General features: G+C 71.4%; 15 protein-coding genes and 3 pseudogenes. 12 read left to right on the forward strand and 6 right to left on the reverse strand.

The annotated features are described in order from the left end of the window. Positions 1-236: 236 nt before the first annotated feature. From ABZ396_RS02870 to ABZ396_RS02910, 9 genes are all read left to right on the forward strand, one after another. A complete protein-coding gene (locus tag ABZ396_RS02870; RefSeq protein WP_358922321.1) occupies positions 237-1,526 on the forward strand; it encodes an extracellular solute-binding protein in 1,290 nt (429 codons plus the stop codon). Between the two features lie 35 nt (positions 1,527-1,561). Further along, complete coding sequence (locus ABZ396_RS02875; protein WP_358922379.1) at positions 1,562-2,503, forward strand: sugar ABC transporter permease; 942 nt, start codon at positions 1,562-1,564, stop codon at positions 2,501-2,503. 5 nt (positions 2,504-2,508) lie between these two features. Next, positions 2,509-3,354, forward strand: coding sequence for a carbohydrate ABC transporter permease (locus ABZ396_RS02880; protein WP_358922378.1), 846 nt, complete (start codon positions 2,509-2,511; stop codon positions 3,352-3,354). Position 3,355: 1 nt separating this feature from the next. Further along, the gene (locus tag ABZ396_RS02885; RefSeq protein ID WP_358922320.1) at positions 3,356-4,981 is read left to right on the forward strand and encodes a beta-N-acetylhexosaminidase; all 1,626 of its coding nucleotides are present in this window, start codon (positions 3,356-3,358) and stop codon (positions 4,979-4,981) included. Between the two features lie 317 nt (positions 4,982-5,298). After that, positions 5,299-6,192 (forward strand): FAD binding domain-containing protein, encoded by an 894-nt coding sequence (locus ABZ396_RS02890; protein ID WP_358922318.1) that lies wholly within the window; start codon positions 5,299-5,301, stop codon positions 6,190-6,192. Next, positions 6,189-8,075: a 2Fe-2S iron-sulfur cluster-binding protein gene (locus ABZ396_RS02895; protein ID WP_358922316.1), complete on the forward strand. Its 1,887-nt coding sequence runs from the start codon at positions 6,189-6,191 to the stop codon at positions 8,073-8,075. Before ABZ396_RS02890 ends, ABZ396_RS02895 begins: the two co-directional genes overlap by 4 nt. Next, positions 8,072-10,384 carry a molybdopterin cofactor-binding domain-containing protein gene (locus ABZ396_RS02900; RefSeq protein WP_358922314.1) on the forward strand — a complete coding sequence of 771 codons (2,313 nt, stop codon included), beginning with the start codon at positions 8,072-8,074 and terminating at the stop codon, positions 10,382-10,384. The genes ABZ396_RS02895 and ABZ396_RS02900 overlap by 4 nt, the downstream gene beginning before the upstream one ends. A 2-nt stretch (positions 10,385-10,386) precedes the next feature. Next, positions 10,387-10,917, forward strand: a complete 531-nt coding sequence (locus ABZ396_RS02905) for an AAA family ATPase (protein ID WP_358922376.1) — start codon at positions 10,387-10,389, stop codon at positions 10,915-10,917. 170 nt (positions 10,918-11,087) lie between these two features. Then, entirely contained in the window at positions 11,088-12,266 is a 1,179-nt protein-coding gene (locus ABZ396_RS02910) for an SUKH-4 family immunity protein (protein WP_358922312.1), read from the forward strand. Between the two features lie 31 nt (positions 12,267-12,297). On the opposite strand, the pseudogene ABZ396_RS02915 reads toward ABZ396_RS02910, so the two are convergent. From ABZ396_RS02915 to ABZ396_RS02925, 3 genes and pseudogenes are all read right to left on the reverse strand, one after another. Then, positions 12,298-12,384, reverse strand: a pseudogene (locus tag ABZ396_RS02915) (DNA-binding response regulator); the annotation flags it as partial. Between the two features lie 2 nt (positions 12,385-12,386). Beyond that, positions 12,387-12,500 (reverse strand): annotated as a pseudogene (locus ABZ396_RS02920) (two-component sensor histidine kinase); the annotation flags it as partial. Positions 12,501-12,556: 56 nt separating this feature from the next. Then, positions 12,557-13,897, reverse strand: a complete 1,341-nt coding sequence (locus ABZ396_RS02925) for an alpha/beta fold hydrolase (RefSeq protein WP_358922310.1) — start codon at positions 13,895-13,897, stop codon at positions 12,557-12,559. A gap of 68 nt (positions 13,898-13,965) precedes the next feature. Here ABZ396_RS02925 and ABZ396_RS02930 point away from each other — a divergent pair, with 68 nt between their 5' ends. The 3 genes from ABZ396_RS02930 to ABZ396_RS02940 all read left to right on the forward strand — a co-directional run bounded on the left by ABZ396_RS02930 (position 13,966) and on the right by ABZ396_RS02940 (position 15,670). Then, positions 13,966-14,583 (forward strand): TetR/AcrR family transcriptional regulator, encoded by a 618-nt coding sequence (locus tag ABZ396_RS02930; RefSeq protein WP_358922308.1) that lies wholly within the window; start codon positions 13,966-13,968, stop codon positions 14,581-14,583. Positions 14,584-14,742: 159 nt separating this feature from the next. Next, entirely contained in the window at positions 14,743-15,387 is a 645-nt protein-coding gene (locus ABZ396_RS02935; protein WP_358922306.1) for a phosphotransferase, read from the forward strand. Position 15,388: 1 nt separating this feature from the next. Continuing rightward, the gene (locus ABZ396_RS02940) at positions 15,389-15,670 is read left to right on the forward strand and encodes a hypothetical protein (protein WP_358922305.1); all 282 of its coding nucleotides are present in this window, start codon (positions 15,389-15,391) and stop codon (positions 15,668-15,670) included. 7 nt (positions 15,671-15,677) lie between these two features. On the opposite strand, the pseudogene ABZ396_RS02945 reads toward ABZ396_RS02940, so the two are convergent. The 3 genes and pseudogenes from ABZ396_RS02945 to ABZ396_RS02955 all read right to left on the reverse strand — a co-directional run. After that, positions 15,678-15,869: pseudogene (locus ABZ396_RS02945) on the reverse strand (IS701 family transposase); the annotation flags it as partial. Beyond that, entirely contained in the window at positions 15,854-16,258 is a 405-nt protein-coding gene (locus tag ABZ396_RS02950; protein ID WP_358922303.1) for a methyltransferase domain-containing protein, read from the reverse strand. The gene ABZ396_RS02950 and the pseudogene ABZ396_RS02945, both read right to left, overlap by 16 nt. A 53-nt stretch (positions 16,259-16,311) precedes the next feature. After that, on the reverse strand, positions 16,312-16,809 hold the full coding sequence (locus ABZ396_RS02955; protein ID WP_358922301.1) for a hypothetical protein: 498 nt from the start codon (positions 16,807-16,809) through the stop codon (positions 16,312-16,314). Between the last annotated feature and the right edge of the window lie 80 nt (positions 16,810-16,889).

Below are 16,889 nucleotides of genomic sequence, written 5' to 3' on the forward strand. Positions count from 1 at the left end.
CACCTCAGGTTTCCGGAGGCCCCGGGCGCGCTTTGACGCGCTCCGGGGCCTTTGTCGTACCCGCGCGTTGCACGGGGTGCGTCCCCCGGTCACAGAGTGGTTGAGACCTCTTGTCGGCATGTTCATGTTGTCCCTACCCTCCGTGGTGTTGTGCAGAGCGAAACCGGCGTTGCATATGTTGCAACGCATGCAGTGTCTTAAACGCTACGCGTCAGCGCGCTCCGGAGGGTCACTCCATGAAGCTCCCCGTCCCCGCACTCCTCGTCGCCGCCCTGTTCGTGGCGGCCTGCGCCCCGCAGACCTCCTCCAACTCCGCCTCCGACAAGGACGACAAGAGCGGCACCCTGCGGGTGTGGCTCTTCCAGGAGGTCGGCAACGACCCCAAGCAGAAGGCCGTCGACTCGGTCGTCGCCGACTTCGAGAAGGCGCACACCGGCACCCGGGTCGACGTGGAGTACATCCCGGTCGACACCCGCGCGCAGCGGGTCAAGGCCGCGTTCAACGACCCGAAGTCGGCTCCGGACGTGCTGGAGTACGGCAACACCGACACCGCCGGTTACGTACGGGACGGCGGACTGCTCGACGTCACCAAGGACTTCGGCGCGTGGCGCGAGGCGAAGGACACCGACCCGACCGCCCGCCAGTCGGTCACCGTCGGCGGCAAGATGTACGGCGCCCCCCTCTACGTCGGCGTCCGCGCCCTCTACTACCGCACGGACGTCTTCCGGGACCTCGGCCTGAAGCCGCCGACGACGATGGCCGAGCTGGCGTCCACGGCCCGTGCCGTCCGCAAGGCGAAGCCCGGCCTGTACGGCCTGGTCGTCGGCGGCGCGTACACGTACGGCGCGATGCCGTTCATCTGGGCCAACGGCGGCGAACTCGCCACCGCCAGGGGCGGCTCGTACACCTCGGCGATCAACAGCGCGGCCGCCCAGAAGGGCATCAAGGATTACACGTCCCTCTTCGGCGACGACAACTGTCCGGCCGCCAAGTGCGCGGGCTTCGGCGGCAACGACACGGTCACCGCGTTCGCCGCGGGCAAGGCAGGCATGGCCATCGGTGGTGACTTCAGCCATGCGGCGGTGGAGGCGGGCACGGTCAAGGGCAAGTACGCGGTGGTGCCGCTGCCGGGGATCACGGCCGGATCCGTCGCGCCGGCCTTCGCGGGCGGCAACAACATCGGGGTGCTGAGGAGTACCACCCATCGCACGCTCGCCGTTGCGCTGATGGAGGCGCTGACCTCCAAGAAGACGCAGGCCGCGATGTTCGACGCGATGGGGTTCCTGCCGACGTTCACGGACGTCCGCGACCAGGCGGCCGCGAAGGAGCCGTTCGTGAAGCCGTTCGTGGCGACCCTGGCGGCCGGGACGAAGTTCGTGCCTGCCTCGGCGGGGTGGTCGCAGATCGACTCGTCGCTGGTGCTGCCGACGATGTTCCAGGAGGTCATCAGCGGTAAGAAGAGCGTGGGGGCGGCTTCCGGGGAAGCGGCGAAGAAGATGGACGCGGCGTTCGGGTCCGCCGGATGACGCCCAATGGGTGGGCGGTCGCGGTTCGGTGGCGGGTGCGCGGCCGTCGTGGCTTGTCGCGCCCACGCGGCGGTAGCCGCACATTCAGCACGGCCCCGCGCCCCTCGGGGAGCTGGACGCCCTGGATCTATCTGGCTCCCGCCCTCGTCGTCCTGGGTGGGCTGCTGCTTTACCCGATGTACCAACTCGGGCTGATCTCCGTCTTCCGCTACACCCAGGCCCAGGTCAGCGGCGGAGAGCCGACCTCCTTCGTCGGGCTCGGCAACTACGCCGACGTCGTCCGCGACGAGCAGTTCTGGACCGTCCTGCTCGCCACCGTCGTCTTCGCCGCCGCCTGTGTCGTGTCGACCCTCGCCGTCGGGTGTGCGCTCGCCGTGTTGCTCACGCGCGTGCGTGCGGTGCCCCGGCTGGCGTTGATGCTGGCCGCGCTCGGGGCCTGGGCGACCCCGGCCGTCACCGGGTCCACCGTCTGGCTGTTCCTCTTCGACCCGGACTTCGGGCCCGTCAACCGTGTCCTCGGGCTCGGTGACCACTCCTGGACGTACGGGCGGTACAGCGCCTTCCTCCTCGTCCTGCTCGAAGTGGTCTGGTGCTCCTTCCCGTTCGTCATGGTCACCGTGTACGCCGGGATCCGCTCCGTACCGTCCGAGGTGCTGGAGGCCGCCGCGCTGGACGGGGCCTCCCAGTGGCGGATCTGGCGGTCGGTGCTGACGCCGATGCTCCGGCCGGTCCTGACGGTCGTCACCATCCAGTCGGTGATCTGGGACTTCAAGATCTTCACGCAGATCTACGTGATGACCGGCGGCGGCGGGATCGCCGGGCAGAACCTGGTGCTCAACGTGTACGCCTATCAGCAGGCCTTCGCCTCCTCGCAGTACGGGCTCGGCGCCGCCATCGGTGTCGTCACGCTGCTGATCCTGCTCGCCGTGACCCTCGTCTACCTGCGGCTGCTGCGCCGGCAGGGGGAGGAGCTGTGACCGTCGTGAAGCTTGTGCGCGGGTTCGTACGGCGGCCGGGACGCCTGGCCGCCGAGGTGACGGCGCTGGCGATCGCCGTCGTGGTCGCCTTTCCGCTGTACTGGATGGTGCTGGGCGCCTTCAGACCGGCCGGTGAGATCGCGTCCGACCGGCCCAGGCCGTGGACTCTCTCCCCCTCCCTGGACTCCTTCCGGCGGGTCTTCGGGCAGCAGGAATTCGGCCGTTACTTCGTCAACAGCCTTGTCGTCGCGGGCAGTGTCGTCGTCGTCTCGGCGCTCATCGCCTTTCTCGCCGCGACCGCCGTGACACGATTCCGGTTCCGCTTCCGCACCACCCTGCTGATCATGTTTCTGGTGGCCCAGATGGTGCCCGTGGAGGCCCTCACCATCCCCCTGTTCTTCCAGATGCGGGACTTCGGTCTGCTGAACACGCTGGGCTCGCTGATCCTGCCCCACATCGCCTTCTCGCTGCCCTTCGCGATCTGGATGCTGCGGGGGTTCGTGAAAGGGGTGCCGGAGGCACTGGAGGAGGCCGCCTGCATCGACGGGGCGAGCCGCACGCGCTTTCTCTGGCAGATCCTTTTCCCGCTCGTCCTGCCGGGTCTGGTGGCCACGAGCGTGTTTTCCTTCATCTCCGCCTGGAACGACTTCCTGTTCGCCAAGTCCTTCATCATCAGCGACACTTCGCAGTCCACGCTGCCGATGGCGCTGCTGGTGTTCTTCAAGCCGGACGCCCCGGACTGGGGCGGGGTCATGGCGGCGTCCACGGCGATGACGATTCCGGTGCTGGTCTTCTTCGTACTCGTACAGCGACGGCTGGTCTCCGGACTGGGCGGAGCGGTTAAGGACTGACGTGACCGAACTGATTCCCGCGCCCCGCAGTGTCGTCGCCGGCTCCGGTGAGGTGCGTTTGACGGCACATTCCCAGATCTGCTCCGGCAGCGGAACGGAGGGCGTCGGGCAGTGGCTGCGCACCGTCCTCCAGCAAGCCACCGGGCTGCCGCTGCGCGAGGGGCGCGAACTCGACGACACCGAAGGCGACGGCATCCGGCTCCGGCTCGACCCGCGCCTCGCCCCCGAGGAGTACCGTCTCGTCAGCGACCGGACCGGGGTCCTCATCGAGGGCGGCGACGCGGCCGGTGTCTTCTGGGGCGCCCAGACGCTGCGTCAACTCCTGGGCCCCGACGCGTTCCGCCGGGCCCCGCTCAACCGCGACCGCGCCTGGGCCGTGCCGCACCTCGTGATCGAGGACGCCCCCCGATTCCCCTGGCGCGGTCTCATGCTCGACGTCGCCCGGCACTTCATGCCCAAGGAAGGCGTCCTGCGCTACCTCGATCTCATGGCCGCGCACAAACTCAACATCTTCCACTTCCACCTGACGGACGACCAGGGCTGGCGCATCCAGATCGAGCGCCACCCCCGGCTCACCGAGGTCGGCTCCTGGCGGGCCCGCACGAAATTCGGCCACCGGGCCTCACCGCTGTGGGAGGAGAAGCCGCACGGCGGCTACTACACCCACGACGACATCAGGGAGATCGTCGCCTACGCGGCCGCACGGCATATCACGGTCGTCCCCGAAATCGACGTGCCGGGACACTCGCAGGCCGCCATCGCCGCGTATCCGGAACTCGGCAACACCGACGCCATCGACACCACGGTCCTCTCCGTCCTGGACACCTGGGGGATCTGTCCGAACGTACTTGCCCCCACTGACAACACCCTGCGCTTCTACGAGGGGGTGTTCGAGGAAGTGCTGGAACTGTTCCCCTCGGAGTTCATTCACGTCGGCGGCGACGAATGCCCCAAGGACCAGTGGCGGGCCTCGCCGGCCGCGCAGGCGCGGATGAAGGAACTCGGGCTCGCCGACGAGGACCAGTTGCAGTCGTGGTTCATCGGCCACTTCGCCAAGTGGCTTTCCGCGCGCGGGCGCAGGCTGATCGGCTGGGACGAGATCCTGGAGGGCGGGATCGCCGAGGGCGCTGCCGTGTCGTCGTGGCGCGGTTACGGCGGCGGGGTCGCGGCCGCGCGGGCCGGTCACGACGTCGTCATGTGCCCCGAGCAGCACGTCTACTTGGACCACCGGCAGGCCGCCGGCGTCGACGAGCCCGTGCCGATCGGATACGTCCGCACCCTGGAGGACGTGTACCGGTTCGAGCCCGTGCCGGCGGGCCTTGACGAGGCGCAGGCGCGGCGGGTCCTCGGCACGCAGGCCAACGTCTGGACCGAGGTGATGGAGGACCACGCGCGCGTGGACTACCAGACCTTCCCCCGGCTCGCCGCCTTCGCCGAGGTCGCCTGGAGCGCTCTCCCGGCCCCGGAGCAACGGGACTTCGCCGGCTTCGAGCGCCGTATGGCCGCCCACTACCGGCGACTGGACGCCCTGGGCGTGGCCTACCGCCCGCCCGCCGGACCCCTGCCCTGGCAGCGGCGCCCGGGGGTGCTGGGCCGCCCGATCGACGGCCCGCCCCCGAACCGGTAGCCCCTCCCTGGACCCCCTTCGGACCCCCTCCGGACACTCTCTGGCTGCTCCCCGGACCCTCCCCGGCCTCGCTCCTCGCTCCGAACGCAGAATGGAAAAAGACCCCAAGAGTCACCGAAGAGTGTCAATCGGTGCGCACTGGTGATGGCGTACGAAAACGGATCAAGTCCCCGGTGAGGTGGGCGAATGCCTCCTAGCGGACCCGTGCGTTCGAGGCTTGCGAAGATGTGCCAGAGTTGCCACGTCCGCCCTGTGAGCACGTACCGTACGGCCACACAGGTGGGACCAGGTGGGGCAGCGGGAAGGGGCAGCCGGTTTTGACCACGCACACACCGCAGGCGGCGCAGTCCGTCACGCTGCCCACGACGCTGAACGAAGCCGTGGCGGCCCTCACCGCCATGCCCACCGCGGTCCCCGTGGCCGGTGGCACCGACCTGATGGCCGCCGTCAACTCCGGACAGCTCAGGCCCGCCGCCCTGGTCGGCCTCGGCCGGATCAGCGAGATCCGCGGCTGGCAGTACCAGGACGGCAACGCGCTGCTCGGCGCCGGACTCACGCACGCGCGCATGGGCCGCCCCGACTTCGCGGCCCTGATCCCGGCGCTCGCCGCCGCCGCGCGGGCCGCCGGTCCGCCGCACATCCGCAACGCGGGCACCCTGGGCGGCAACATCGCCACGGCCGCGCCCACCGGCGACGCGCTGCCGGTGCTCGCCGCCCTGGAGGCCACGCTGGTCATCGCGGGACCGGGCGGATCCCGCCGGGAGATCCCGGTGTCGCACCTGCTGGCCGGCGTGGAGATGCTCCGCGGGGGCGAGCTGATCGGCTTTGTACGCGTGCCGCTGCTGCACGCCCCGCAGGTCTTCCTGAAGGCCACGGGCCGCACCGGACCCGGCCGCTCGGTGGCCTCTGTGGCGCTCGTCCTCGACCCCGCGCGACGCGGAGTCAGATGCGCCGTCGGAGCCATAGCGCCGATGCCGCTGCGGCCGCTGGAGGCCGAGCAGTGGGTGGCCCGGCTGATCGACTGGGACAACGACCGCGCGCTCGTCCCGGAGGCGCTGCACGCCTTCGGCGAGTACGTCGCGGCCGCCTGCATCCCCGACCCGGCACCCGAGCCGGACGGCTCGGTGCCCCCGCTTCCGCCTGCCGTACTGCACCTGCGGCGCACCGTCGCCGCGCTGGCCCGACGAGCACTGGGGAGGGCGCTGTCATGACCGACGAACAGCACGGAGAGGGCGCCCCCTCGGGTGGCAGCCGCTGGGACCCGCTGCCCCAGGGCGACTACGACGACGGTGCGACCGCCTTCGTGAAACTCCCCGAGGGCGGCATCGACGCCCTGCTGTCCCGTGACAGCCCCCTGGCCGCGCCCGGGCACGGCTACGTGCCGCCGCAGATAGCGGTCGCCCCCGGCACCGAGACGTGGGGCACGCCGGCCGACGGCAGCCAGTGGCCCGACCCGAACGCGGTCCCCCAGGGGCGGCCCGTCGACGACCGGTTCACATACAACCCCGCCGCGACCCAGCAGTGGACCTACGAGGAGCCGCCACCCGCGCCCGGTCACGATGTGACCGGGCAGTGGTCCATCCCGGTGGCGAGCGGTGATGTTCCGGACGAATCGGGCGAGTTCACCACATCGGCGCTCATGGAGCAGTGGGGCGGCACGCCGCCGGCGACCCTGCCGGGCGGTGCGGCCGCACCGTGGGCGGCCGAGGTCCAGGCCTGGGAACACCCTGTGGGAGCCCCTGGGGCGCCCACAGGCGCCGCAACGGGGCACGGTGGCACTCCGGCACCCGGCCCCACCTTCGGGACCCCTGGCGCGACATCTGGCGCCGGCGTGGTCGCGGCGGACGAAGTGGGCGAACCGGCTGATACGGGCCAACTGCACGGGGTCGGCGAGTCGCCTGACGCTGCCGCGCGGCGCGCAGTCGGCGAGTCGCCCGACACCGGCACATGGCGCGCGGCCGGCAAGACGCGTGAGACCGGCGTACGGCGAGCACTGGGCCGGCCGCGCACGGTCGGCCACTCGCCCGAAACCGGCCAGCCGGCCGTCGGCGGCGGTCCGGCCGACATCGGTGAGCCGGCCCCAGTCGGAAACGCGGCCGCAATCGGCAACGCGCCGGCAGCGGGCAATGCGGCGGCAGCAGCCGGCAATCCGGCTGAAGTCGGCGAAGCCGATGAACCCCACGGCGCGCCCGTCCGGCGCTTCGCCCCTCACCCCACCCCCGACGCGCAAGCCGCCGACGGCGATGCGCCCCCACAGGGGCCGCCCGCACCCGACGACGAAGGCCGCACGGATGGTGCGGACGGGAAAGAACACGCCGAAGGCGAAGCCGAGGCGATCGACGACCACCCCCTGGCCTCCTACGTCCTGCGCGTCAACGCCACGGACCGCCCCGTCACCGACGCCTGGATCGGCGAGTCCCTCCTCTACGTCCTCCGCGAACGCCTCGGCCTCGCCGGCGCCAAGGACGGCTGCTCCCAGGGCGAATGCGGCGCCTGCAACGTCCAGGTCGACGGCCGCCTGGTCGCCTCCTGCCTGGTCCCCGCGGTCACCGCCGCCGGCAGCGAGGTCCGCACGGTCGAGGGCCTCGCCCAGGACGGCCGGCCCTCCGACGTCCAACGCGCGCTCGCCCAACGCGGAGCGGTGCAGTGCGGCTTCTGCGTCCCGGGCATGGCCATGACCGTCCACGACCTGCTGGAAGGCAACCCGGCCCCGACCGAGCTGGAGACCCGCCAGGCCCTGTGCGGCAACCTCTGCCGCTGCTCCGGCTACCGGGGCGTCCTGGACGCCGTCCAGGAGGTCGTCGCCGAACGCGAGGCGCACGCCGCCGCCGACGCTGAGACGGACCGCGACGAGGCCCGTATTCCGCATCAGGCGGGACCGGGCGCCGGCGGCGTCAACGCGTCGGCGTTCGACTCCCCGGGCACCTTCGCGAGCCCCGCCCAGCGCGAGCAGTCGTCGTACGACGCCCAGCGCGAGCAGTCGTACGACCAGTCGTACGGCGGTGACCAGTCGTACGGCGGTGACCAGTCGTTCGGCGACCAGAGTCAGAGTTACGGCGACCAGCCCTACGGCTCGGACGGAGGCCAGGCGTGACCAACGAGACCGTCACCACGACCACGGCCGCGGAGACCGCCGTCCCCGTGCCCGAGCCGCTGCCGCACGGCCTCGGTGTGTCGCTGCCGGCCGCCGACGCGCACGCGAAGACCGAGGGCACCTTCCCCTACGCGGCCGACCTGTGGGCCGAGGGCCTGCTGTGGGCGGCCGTACTGCGCTCCCCGCACCCGCACGCGCGCATCGTGTCGATCGACACCAGCCACGCGCGCGACATGCCCGGCGTACGGGCCGTCGTCACCCACGAGGACGTGCCCGGCACCCCGCGCCACGGCCGGGGCACGCCGGACCGCCCGGTGTTCGCCTCGGAGGTCGTACGGCACCACGGCGAACCCATCGCCGCCGTCGCCGCCGACCACCCCGACACGGCCCGCATGGCCGCCGCCGCCGTCATCGTCGAGTACGAGGTGCTCGACCCGGTCATCGACCCCGAGCAGGCCTTCGAGGCCGAGCCGCTGCACCCCGACGGCAACCTGATCCGGCACATCCCGCTGCACCACGGCGACCCGGACGCGGCCGGTGAGGTCGTCGTCGAGGGCCAGTACCGCATCGGCCGCGCCGACCCGGCCCCCATCGGCGCCGAGGCCGGACTCGCCGTGCCCCGCCCCGACGGCGGCGTCGAGCTGTACCTGGCCTCCACCGACCCGCACACCGACCGCAACACGGCCGCCGCCTGCTACGGGCTGTCCCTCGAACAGGTGAAGATCGTCGTCACCGGTGTGCCCGGCGCCACCGCCGACCGCGAGGACCAGGGCTTCCAGCTGCCGCTCGGCCTGCTCGCCCTGAAGACCGGCTGCCCGGTCAAACTCACCGCCACGCGCGAGGAGTCCTTCCTCGGCCACGCCCACCGCCACCCCACCCTGCTCCGCTACCGGCACCACGCCGACGCCGACGGCAAGCTGGTCAAGGTCGAGGCGCAGATCCTGCTCGACGCGGGCGCCTACGCCGACACCTCCGCCGAGTCCCTGGCAGCCGCCGTCTCCTTCGCCTGCGGCCCGTACGTCGTCCCCAACGCCTTCATCGAGGGCTGGGCCGTCCGCACCAACAACCCGCCCTCCGGCCACGTCCGCGGCGAGGGCGCCATGCAGGTGTGCGCCGCCTACGAGGCGCAGATGGACAAGCTGGCGAAGAAACTGGGCCTCGACCCGGCCGAGATCCGCCTGCGCAACGCCCTGGCGACCGGCGACGTCCTGCCCATCGGCCAGACGGTGACCTGCCCGGCCCCGGTCGCCGAACTCCTCCAGGCCGTACGGGACTTCCGCCTTCCCTCGCTTCCCAAGGACGCCCCCGAGGACGAGTGGCTGCTGCCCGGCGGCCCCGAGGGCGCGGGCGAGCCGGGCGCGGTGCGCCGGGGCGTCGGCTACGGCCTCGGCATGGTCCACATGCTCGGCGCCGAGGGCGCCGACGAGGTCTCGACTGCCACCGTCAAGGTCCACGACGGCATCGCGACCGTGCTGTGCGCGGCCGTGGAGACCGGCCAGGGATTCACCACGCTGGCCCGCCAGATCGTCCAGGACACGCTCGGCATCGACGAGGTCCACGTGGCGCCCGTCGACACCGACCAGCCCCCGGCCGGCCCCGGCTGCCGCGGCCGCCACACCTGGGTCTCCGGCGGAGCCGTCGAGCGCGCGGCCAAGATGGTCCGCACCCAGCTCCTCCAGCCCCTCGCCCACAAGTTCGGAATGTCCACCGAACTGCTCCAGATCACCGACGGCAAGATCACGTCGTACGACGGTGTCCTGTCGACCACCGTCACCGAGGCGATGGACGGCAAGGAACTGTGGGCCACCGCCCAGTGCCGCCCGCACCCGACCGAGCCGCTGAACGCGGAAGGCCAGGGCGACGCCTTCGTCGGCCTCGCCTTCTGCGCGATCCGCGCGGTGGTGGACGTCGACATCGAACTGGGCTCGGTACGGGTCGTGGAGCTGGCCGTCGCCCAGGACGTGGGCCGGATCCTCAACCCGGCGCAGCTCAACGCGCGTATCGAGGCCGGTGTCACCCAGGGCCTCGGCGTCGCGCTGACGGAGAACCTGCGAACCCCGCGCGGGCTGATCCGCCACCCCGACCTCACCGGCTACGCCCTGCCGACCGCCCTTGACGCGCCGGACATCCGGATCGTCAAGCTCGTCGAGGAACGGGACGTGGTCGCCCCCTTCGGCGCCAAGTCGGTCAGCGCGGTCCCGGTCGTGACGTCCCCGGCGGCCATCGCCTCCGCCGTCCGCGCGGCGACCGGCCGCCCGGTCAACCGCCTCCCGATCCGTCCGCAGGCGGCCGTGGTCACCAGTCAGTGAGCCTGTCCGGGGTCGTGGTGATCGCCGGGGTGATGGCCTCGGGGAAGTCGACGGTCGCCCAGGCTCTCGCCGAGCGTCTGCCGCGGGCGGCACACGTCCGCGGGGACGTCTTCCGCCGGATGATCGTCTCCGGCCGGGAGGAGTACACCTCCGGGGCCTCCGCGGAGGCGACGGCCCAACTCCACCTCCGCTACCGCCTGTCGGCGGCGACGGCGGACGCGTACGCGGCGGCGGGCTTCACGGCGATCGTGCAGGACGTGCTGCTGGGACCGGAGTTGGCGTCGTATGTCGAACGCGTCCGCACCCGCCCGCTGTACGTCGTCGTCCTGGCCCCGAGCCCCGAGGCGGTGGCGGAGCGGGAGGCGGGGCGGCCGAAGACCGGGTACGGACCCGCGTGGACGATCGCCGATCTCGACGCGGAACTACGGCTGCACACCCAGCCGTTGGGTCTGTGGCTGGACAGCTCGGCGCTGACCGTGGAACAGACGGTGGCGGCGATTCTCACCGGGACGCAACGGGCGAGAGTCGCCTGACGTCTTTTACACGGGGCGTTGTCAGTGGCGCGGCGTAGTGTTCTGGGCAGTGGGGACGGCCGTTTCGGAGGGGAAGCCCGGACGGCAGACCATGCCCCGCTCAGGACGACCCACGGCACACCATTCGACCCACTGTGCATTTCTTGAACTCTTCGATCGCGGGGGCAGCGATGAGTACGACCAGCACGACCGGCAGCGGTGCGGCGGCGATCACGCTGACCGAGGCCGAACTGGACCGGTACATCACACACGAAGCGACACGCAGCTGGCTCACCGGCCCCGGACTGCCCGACACCGGCACCCTGCTGACGTTCGAACCGCTGCGCACGGCCGGCCTGCGCAGGCTCGCTGACATCGAGGACATCACGGCCGGGCCGTCCCGGCTCGCTGAGGAGCTCCGGGACCGGCTGGTGATAGGGGAGTTGCTGGCCCCGGCCGGCCTGGACACGGAGTCGATCCTCCTCGACGGCGGCACCGGTGAGATCACCACGGCCTACCTGGTCGACCCGACCGACCCGCGCCCGCTGGCACCCTCGCTGGAGACGCTGCTGCGCTTCGCCGCGGTCACCGAGGAACTGACGGGCCTGCGCGGCCGCTTCGCCTCCCTCGCCGGGACCTACGGCACGAAGGCGGCGACCGAGGCCTCCCGCAAGCTCCTGGAGCTCTTCGAGGAGGGCACGGACGGCCGGCTCCCGCCGTACTGGAAGGCGACGGCGCTGATCCGCCCCCTCAGCCTGATCGCGGGCCCCGGCACGGACTCCGGGCTCGCCGTGGATCTGCCGGCCCGGCTCCTGGACCAGGAGTTCGGGCAGGGCCGGGTGGCCCGCTTCGAGGAGGTCGACTTCCCGCCGACGCTCACCCACCAGCCGACCCGCCGCTTCCTGCGCGAGACGGGCCTGCCGGAGGACGCGGTGCTGTTCCACCTCGACCCGGACGCCCCGCTGCCCACCCTCAGGGAGTACTTCACCGACATACAGCCGGGCGGTTTCCCCCTGGACGGCCTCCCGGCCCACGCCGACCACCTCATACGCCTCGGCTACCTGGCCGAGGAGAACAGCCTGGTCGTGGACGGCACCACGGGCGCGATCCTCAACTTCTCCCAGCCCGAAGCGACCCTCTACCCCCTCAACACGGACATCTCCACCCTCGCCTACACCCTCTGGCTTCTCCACCACGAGCGCACCATCGACGAGCACCTGGGCCACGAACTCACCACCGAGGCCTACGACCAGCTCGCCGCGACCATGCTCCACACCCTCGCGACGATCGACCCCACCCCCAGGACGACGGACGCCGACTGGCACTACTGGACGGAACTGTTCCAGGACGAGGCGGGCGGGGTGCTCTGAGGGGCCGAGCAGGGCGGGGCAGGCAGGTAGGTCAGATCACCAGGCACTGGCGGTGGGCGTAGACGACCGCCTGCACTCGGTCGCGCAGACCGAGCTTGGTGAGGATGCGGGACACGAAGGCGACACCAGGGCGAGGGAGACGGCCGGCCACCGCCGGCGCACGGCGAGCGGCAGGCACTCCAGGCATGGCGCCACCCCGGTCAGCGCGTCGAAGGGGCGGGTGGGCAGATGCCCGGCGGACGAGGACGGGCGCGGGCCAGCGGCCCTGGCGTGCAGGCCGCGGGTTGTGGTCACTTGTGGTCGCGGAGGAAGGCGGGGATGTCACCGCGGGCCGGGTGGTTCGGCAGGGGTGCCGGTTTGTCCTGGAGGAACGCGGTGACGACGGCGACGGCCCGTTGGTCGTTGTCGTCGAGGCCGTTCCACATGTGGTGTCCCACTCCGGGCATGTACTGCGTGCGTTGGACGGCGGGGTCGCCGGCGAGGACGGCCGTCGCCCACTGCCGGACCTGGGAGGAGCACTCGGCGATCATCAGCATCGCGGGCGTCCGGGAGCGCCTCAACTGCGGGACGATGGAGGGCGAGTCCTTGACCGTCTGCTGGACGCGGAGGCTGGCGGCGGGACTGAAGGAGAAGTTCCGCGCGGTGTCCTCGACGGGTATGCGGTGCGCGTCCCGCGCGCAGTAGCCGGATGCGGTGTCGCTGCCGAGATCGGCGGCGGTGAATGCGTTGTCACCCTCGGCCTGTCCCACCAGCCCGCTGTCGGGGCTGAGGAGCCCGAGCCGCATGAGGCCGAACGCGACGGCATAGCGCGGTACGCGCGTCGACCGCGGTCCGGTCGGGGCCGGTGCGATGCCGCGCGCGGACGGCCGGCCCTTGTGCCCGGTGATCCGCGCGGTGGGGCCGTCCATCGGGCCGGGCTCGGCGATGATCGCCCGGTGAACACGTGCGGCGATGTCCGGGGCCGCCAGGGCCCGGGTGAGCACGACCGCGCCCGAGGAGAATCCGAGGACGTCGACGCTGCCCTTGCCCAGCCGGTCCACGAAGGCGCCGAGGTCGCCGACCGACCTGGAGATCGTGTACTGGCCCATGGACAGCAGATCGCTCCGTCCGCCGCCGGCCTGCTCGTAGGCGTAGACGTCGTAGCCCTGCCGCGCAAGGAGCCGCAGGAACCGGTGGTCGAGCACCGAGATGCCGCGCACCGGCCCTCCGTTGAGGTACACGAGCGGAACGGGGTGCCGGGTGCCGGCGTTCGCGGGCGGGTAGTGGTACACCGCGACCCGGCTGCCCGTGGCCAGGCTCCAGTGCTCCGTGGCCACGAACGGCAGGGCGGATGGATACCGTCGCGCCGTGGGCACCGTGGGGATGCAGACCGACGCCGTCAACGCCGCCGCGACGACGACGGGCAGGAACGGCACGAGTCGCCTCCGCCAGGTCCGGCGCTGTCCCCGCCACAGTGCGGCGACCACCGCAATCCCGAGGGTCGCCGCCCATGCGGCGAGCCCCGAAGCCGCCCCGTCCGTAAGGACGATCAGCGCGAGATAGACGACGACCAGTCCCACGACGCCGGCCACGACGGACAGCAGGCCAACGGCGAAGCGGGCGACCGGACGTAAGACAACAGGCGATGGCATGACAGTCTCCCAACAGTTTCAGAACGCTGTTTCAAAACGACGTTATCAGAACGGGTAGGCTGGTCTCCGTGGGTAGGCCGAGAACGAACGACGCCGCCGTCAAAGAGCGGCTCGTGGCATGCGCGACCGAGATGTTCGCCACCCGTCCGCAGGAGTCGGTCACCGTCCGCGCCCTGGCCGCCGCCGCCGGGACATCGACGGCGGCGGTGTACACGCTCTTCGACGGCAAGGAGGCGCTGGTCGGAGAGGTGCGCGACAGAGCGGTCGCCGGCCTGTTCGAGAGTCTGTCGGCGGTTCCGGCCACCGACGACGCCCTCGCCGACCTTTACGCACTGGCCACGGCGTACCGGCGATGGGGACGCGAACACCGCCACCTCTACACCGTGTTGTTCGGTGGCGTGCAGTCCTTCGACCCGTCGGGCGTGGTCGGCACCCGCGACCCCGTCCGGCCGCTCCTCGCGGCGATCGAACGCGCCGTCTCGGACTCCGTCCTCGCGGGCGAGGCGACGCTGATCGCCGTCTCACTGTGGGTGACACTGCACGGGCTCGTCACCCTCGAACTGGCCGGAGCCCTCGACGCCGCCGCGTCCGAGACCGCGTTCCCCTCGACGATCAACGCCACGCTGCGCGGCTGGGCGACCCCCACGGCGTTCCGCAGCCTCCGGCCCACCGGCTCCACGCAGTGACGGCGGTGGAACCTGGTACTCCAGCCGTAGATCACGATCTCCATGTGGCGTGGTTTGAGCACATGAGGCCGGGGGCGGGTGCCCGGTCTATGAGCTGAGGCCCGGGAGCATGCCGTTCCGGATGCCGGCAAAACACGGTGGTTTCTGCAGGGGGGGATCGTGCAGTATGACGCGGTGATCAAGTCACTCCCGCCTCCGGCGGCCGTTGCTTGGGCTGCCGAGGCCGCTGGTCCTGCTGCTTCCGCGCGCACCGTGCGGCGACTTGCCGGTGGTACCCATGCCGCTACGCATTTGCTGAGAACCGAGCGGCCGACCATGGAGATGGTGCTGCGGCGCTTCCCCTCCGGTGACAACGCGGCGGCGCATGAAGCGCAGGTGCTGAAAATTCTGGACGGACTGGATGGTTGGGCGCCACGCCTCGTAGACGTCGACCCAGACGGGCGCAGGTTTGGTGAACCTGCCATCTTGATCACTCGGCTTCCGGGTCGCGCTGACATCACGTCGGCCTCCGCAGAAACCACAGCAGCTCAATTGGGACGCGCCCTAGCCCGCATCCACGCTGTTCCAATCGCCCGGCTCAACACACTTCGTGACGGCATGGTGGCAGCAGCCACTTCATCCGCTCATGCGGGCGATGCGGGTCCCGCCGCGCCGATCCTGGCCGCCCATGGCCATCGTCTTGCTGGTCCAAGACCGGTTCTGACGCACTACGACTACTGGTCGGGCAACGTCTTGTGGCAGGAGGGGGGCGCTCACCGGCATAGTCGACTGGTCAGGGGCATCACGGGCACCACGGGGCTTTGATGTGAGCTGGTGTCGGCTCGACCTGGTTCTGCTGCACGGCCCGATCGCTGCCGAAGTGTTCTTGACTGCATACCAGGAGGCAGCGGGCGAGGCCGTACCCGACATGGCGCTATGGGATCTGTTCGCGATCTCGAACTCCCACCGCACCGTCGAGACCTGGCTGCCCAACTACCACGATCTCGGTCGCACCGATCTCGCCGCGGCCGACCTGCGTAAGCGCCACACCGATTGGGGCAAGGGGTGTCTCGCCCGCTACGGAATGGAACACATTTCGCCATCCTGATCAGCCATTACCTCCGTACCGCCGTGGTTGTTGCGGCTGTTCTTCGTCGGTAGTGGCTGTCGCGGGCGCGGGCTTGGTGGCGGCGTCGCCAGTGGGACCAGCGGAGCCGGTGGTCTACGTCGTGGACGGGCTGTACGGCCCGGCTGGTGAATAGGTGCTGGATCTCGTTGCAGGTCAGCGGGATCAATCGGTCAGGTGCTCACGTGCGTCCGAGCGGGTGGGCGTGATCGTCGCCAGGCCGTCGCGCTCTGCGCGGCACATCACGTGGTCGAGCATCTCCTGCTGGATGTCGAGCACATCGAGCCGTCCCTCCGGCCCGAGCTGCGGGGCGACGTGCAGCGACTGCAGTCCGGTCCCCGGGCCGATTTCCAGGATCCGCTCCCCCGGCCGCGGCCGCAGTACGGCGTCCATCCGGTCGGCGGTCAGGAACGGCAACGGCACGTCGAGCAGGCCGCGTTGGGCGTACGGATAGGGCGCCGTGTCGCCCAGCCACCAGGCGGCGGCCAACGCGGTGCCGACGCCGGCGGCGACCGCCCAGCGGGTCCGGGCCGGGATCGGGGCGACGGGGGCGGTGGTGATGCGGTGCATGGTGTTCTCCGGTGGATCGATTCGGTCCGTGGTACGTAGTCGGGCGGTCGGCGTCACGCGCGCCGGCCCAGCGCCCGCAGCGCCAGCCGGCCGCACAGCGCGGCGAGCGGCAGCTCGGCGCCGAGCGCCATGGCGACCGCGGTGGCGAAGTCGCCGCCCGGGGCCGCGGTCGTGGTGTCGAACCAGGCGTCCACCGCAAGCAGCGTCGCGGTCGCGGCGGCCGCCAGGGCGTGCCGCCGGTCGCCGCGGGCGGCGAGGAGGCCGGTGGCGATCAGGCCGAGCGCCTCCAGCGCGTCGAGCCCGACCCAGGCGACCGGCCAGTGCGCCGCGGTCGCGGTGGCCGGCAGGCCGGTGGCCAGCACGTACAGCCACGGCAGCAGGCCGAGCCCGCAGGCGACCAGCAGCCCCCCGGCCCGCCGCATGCCCCGCGCCGGGCGTGGCTCCCCCGCCTCTTCGTATAACGGGATCACCTCGGCGCCCGCCACTTCCTCATCGCACAATGCCAGTTGACGCATCGTCTTCCCCCGCTCCCCGTCGGCTGTCCCCTTCACGTGCTCCAGCCTCCGGCGTGCACTGGGGCGCCGTCAGTCACGCAGGGTTCCGACCCGGGGTGGAGAAAAGTGCACCCCCG

Source organism: Streptomyces sp. NPDC005866, assembly GCF_040629895.1.
Lineage (GTDB): Bacteria > Actinomycetota > Actinomycetes > Streptomycetales > Streptomycetaceae > Streptomyces.

Bases quoted from the DNA above. Each gene is read 5' to 3' on its own strand.
- ABZ396_RS02895 (WP_358922316.1), top strand. From the start codon at position 6,189: ATGACCGACGAACAGCACGGAGAGGGCGCCCCCTCGGGTGGCAGCCGC.
- ABZ396_RS02950 (WP_358922303.1), bottom strand. From the start codon at position 16,258: ATGCACCGCATCACCACCGCCCCCGTCGCCCCGATCCCGGCCCGGACC.
- ABZ396_RS02870 (WP_358922321.1), top strand. From the start codon at position 237: ATGAAGCTCCCCGTCCCCGCACTCCTCGTCGCCGCCCTGTTCGTGGCG.
- ABZ396_RS02925 (WP_358922310.1), bottom strand. From the start codon at position 13,897: ATGCCATCGCCTGTTGTCTTACGTCCGGTCGCCCGCTTCGCCGTTGGC.
- ABZ396_RS02910 (WP_358922312.1), top strand. From the start codon at position 11,088: ATGAGTACGACCAGCACGACCGGCAGCGGTGCGGCGGCGATCACGCTG.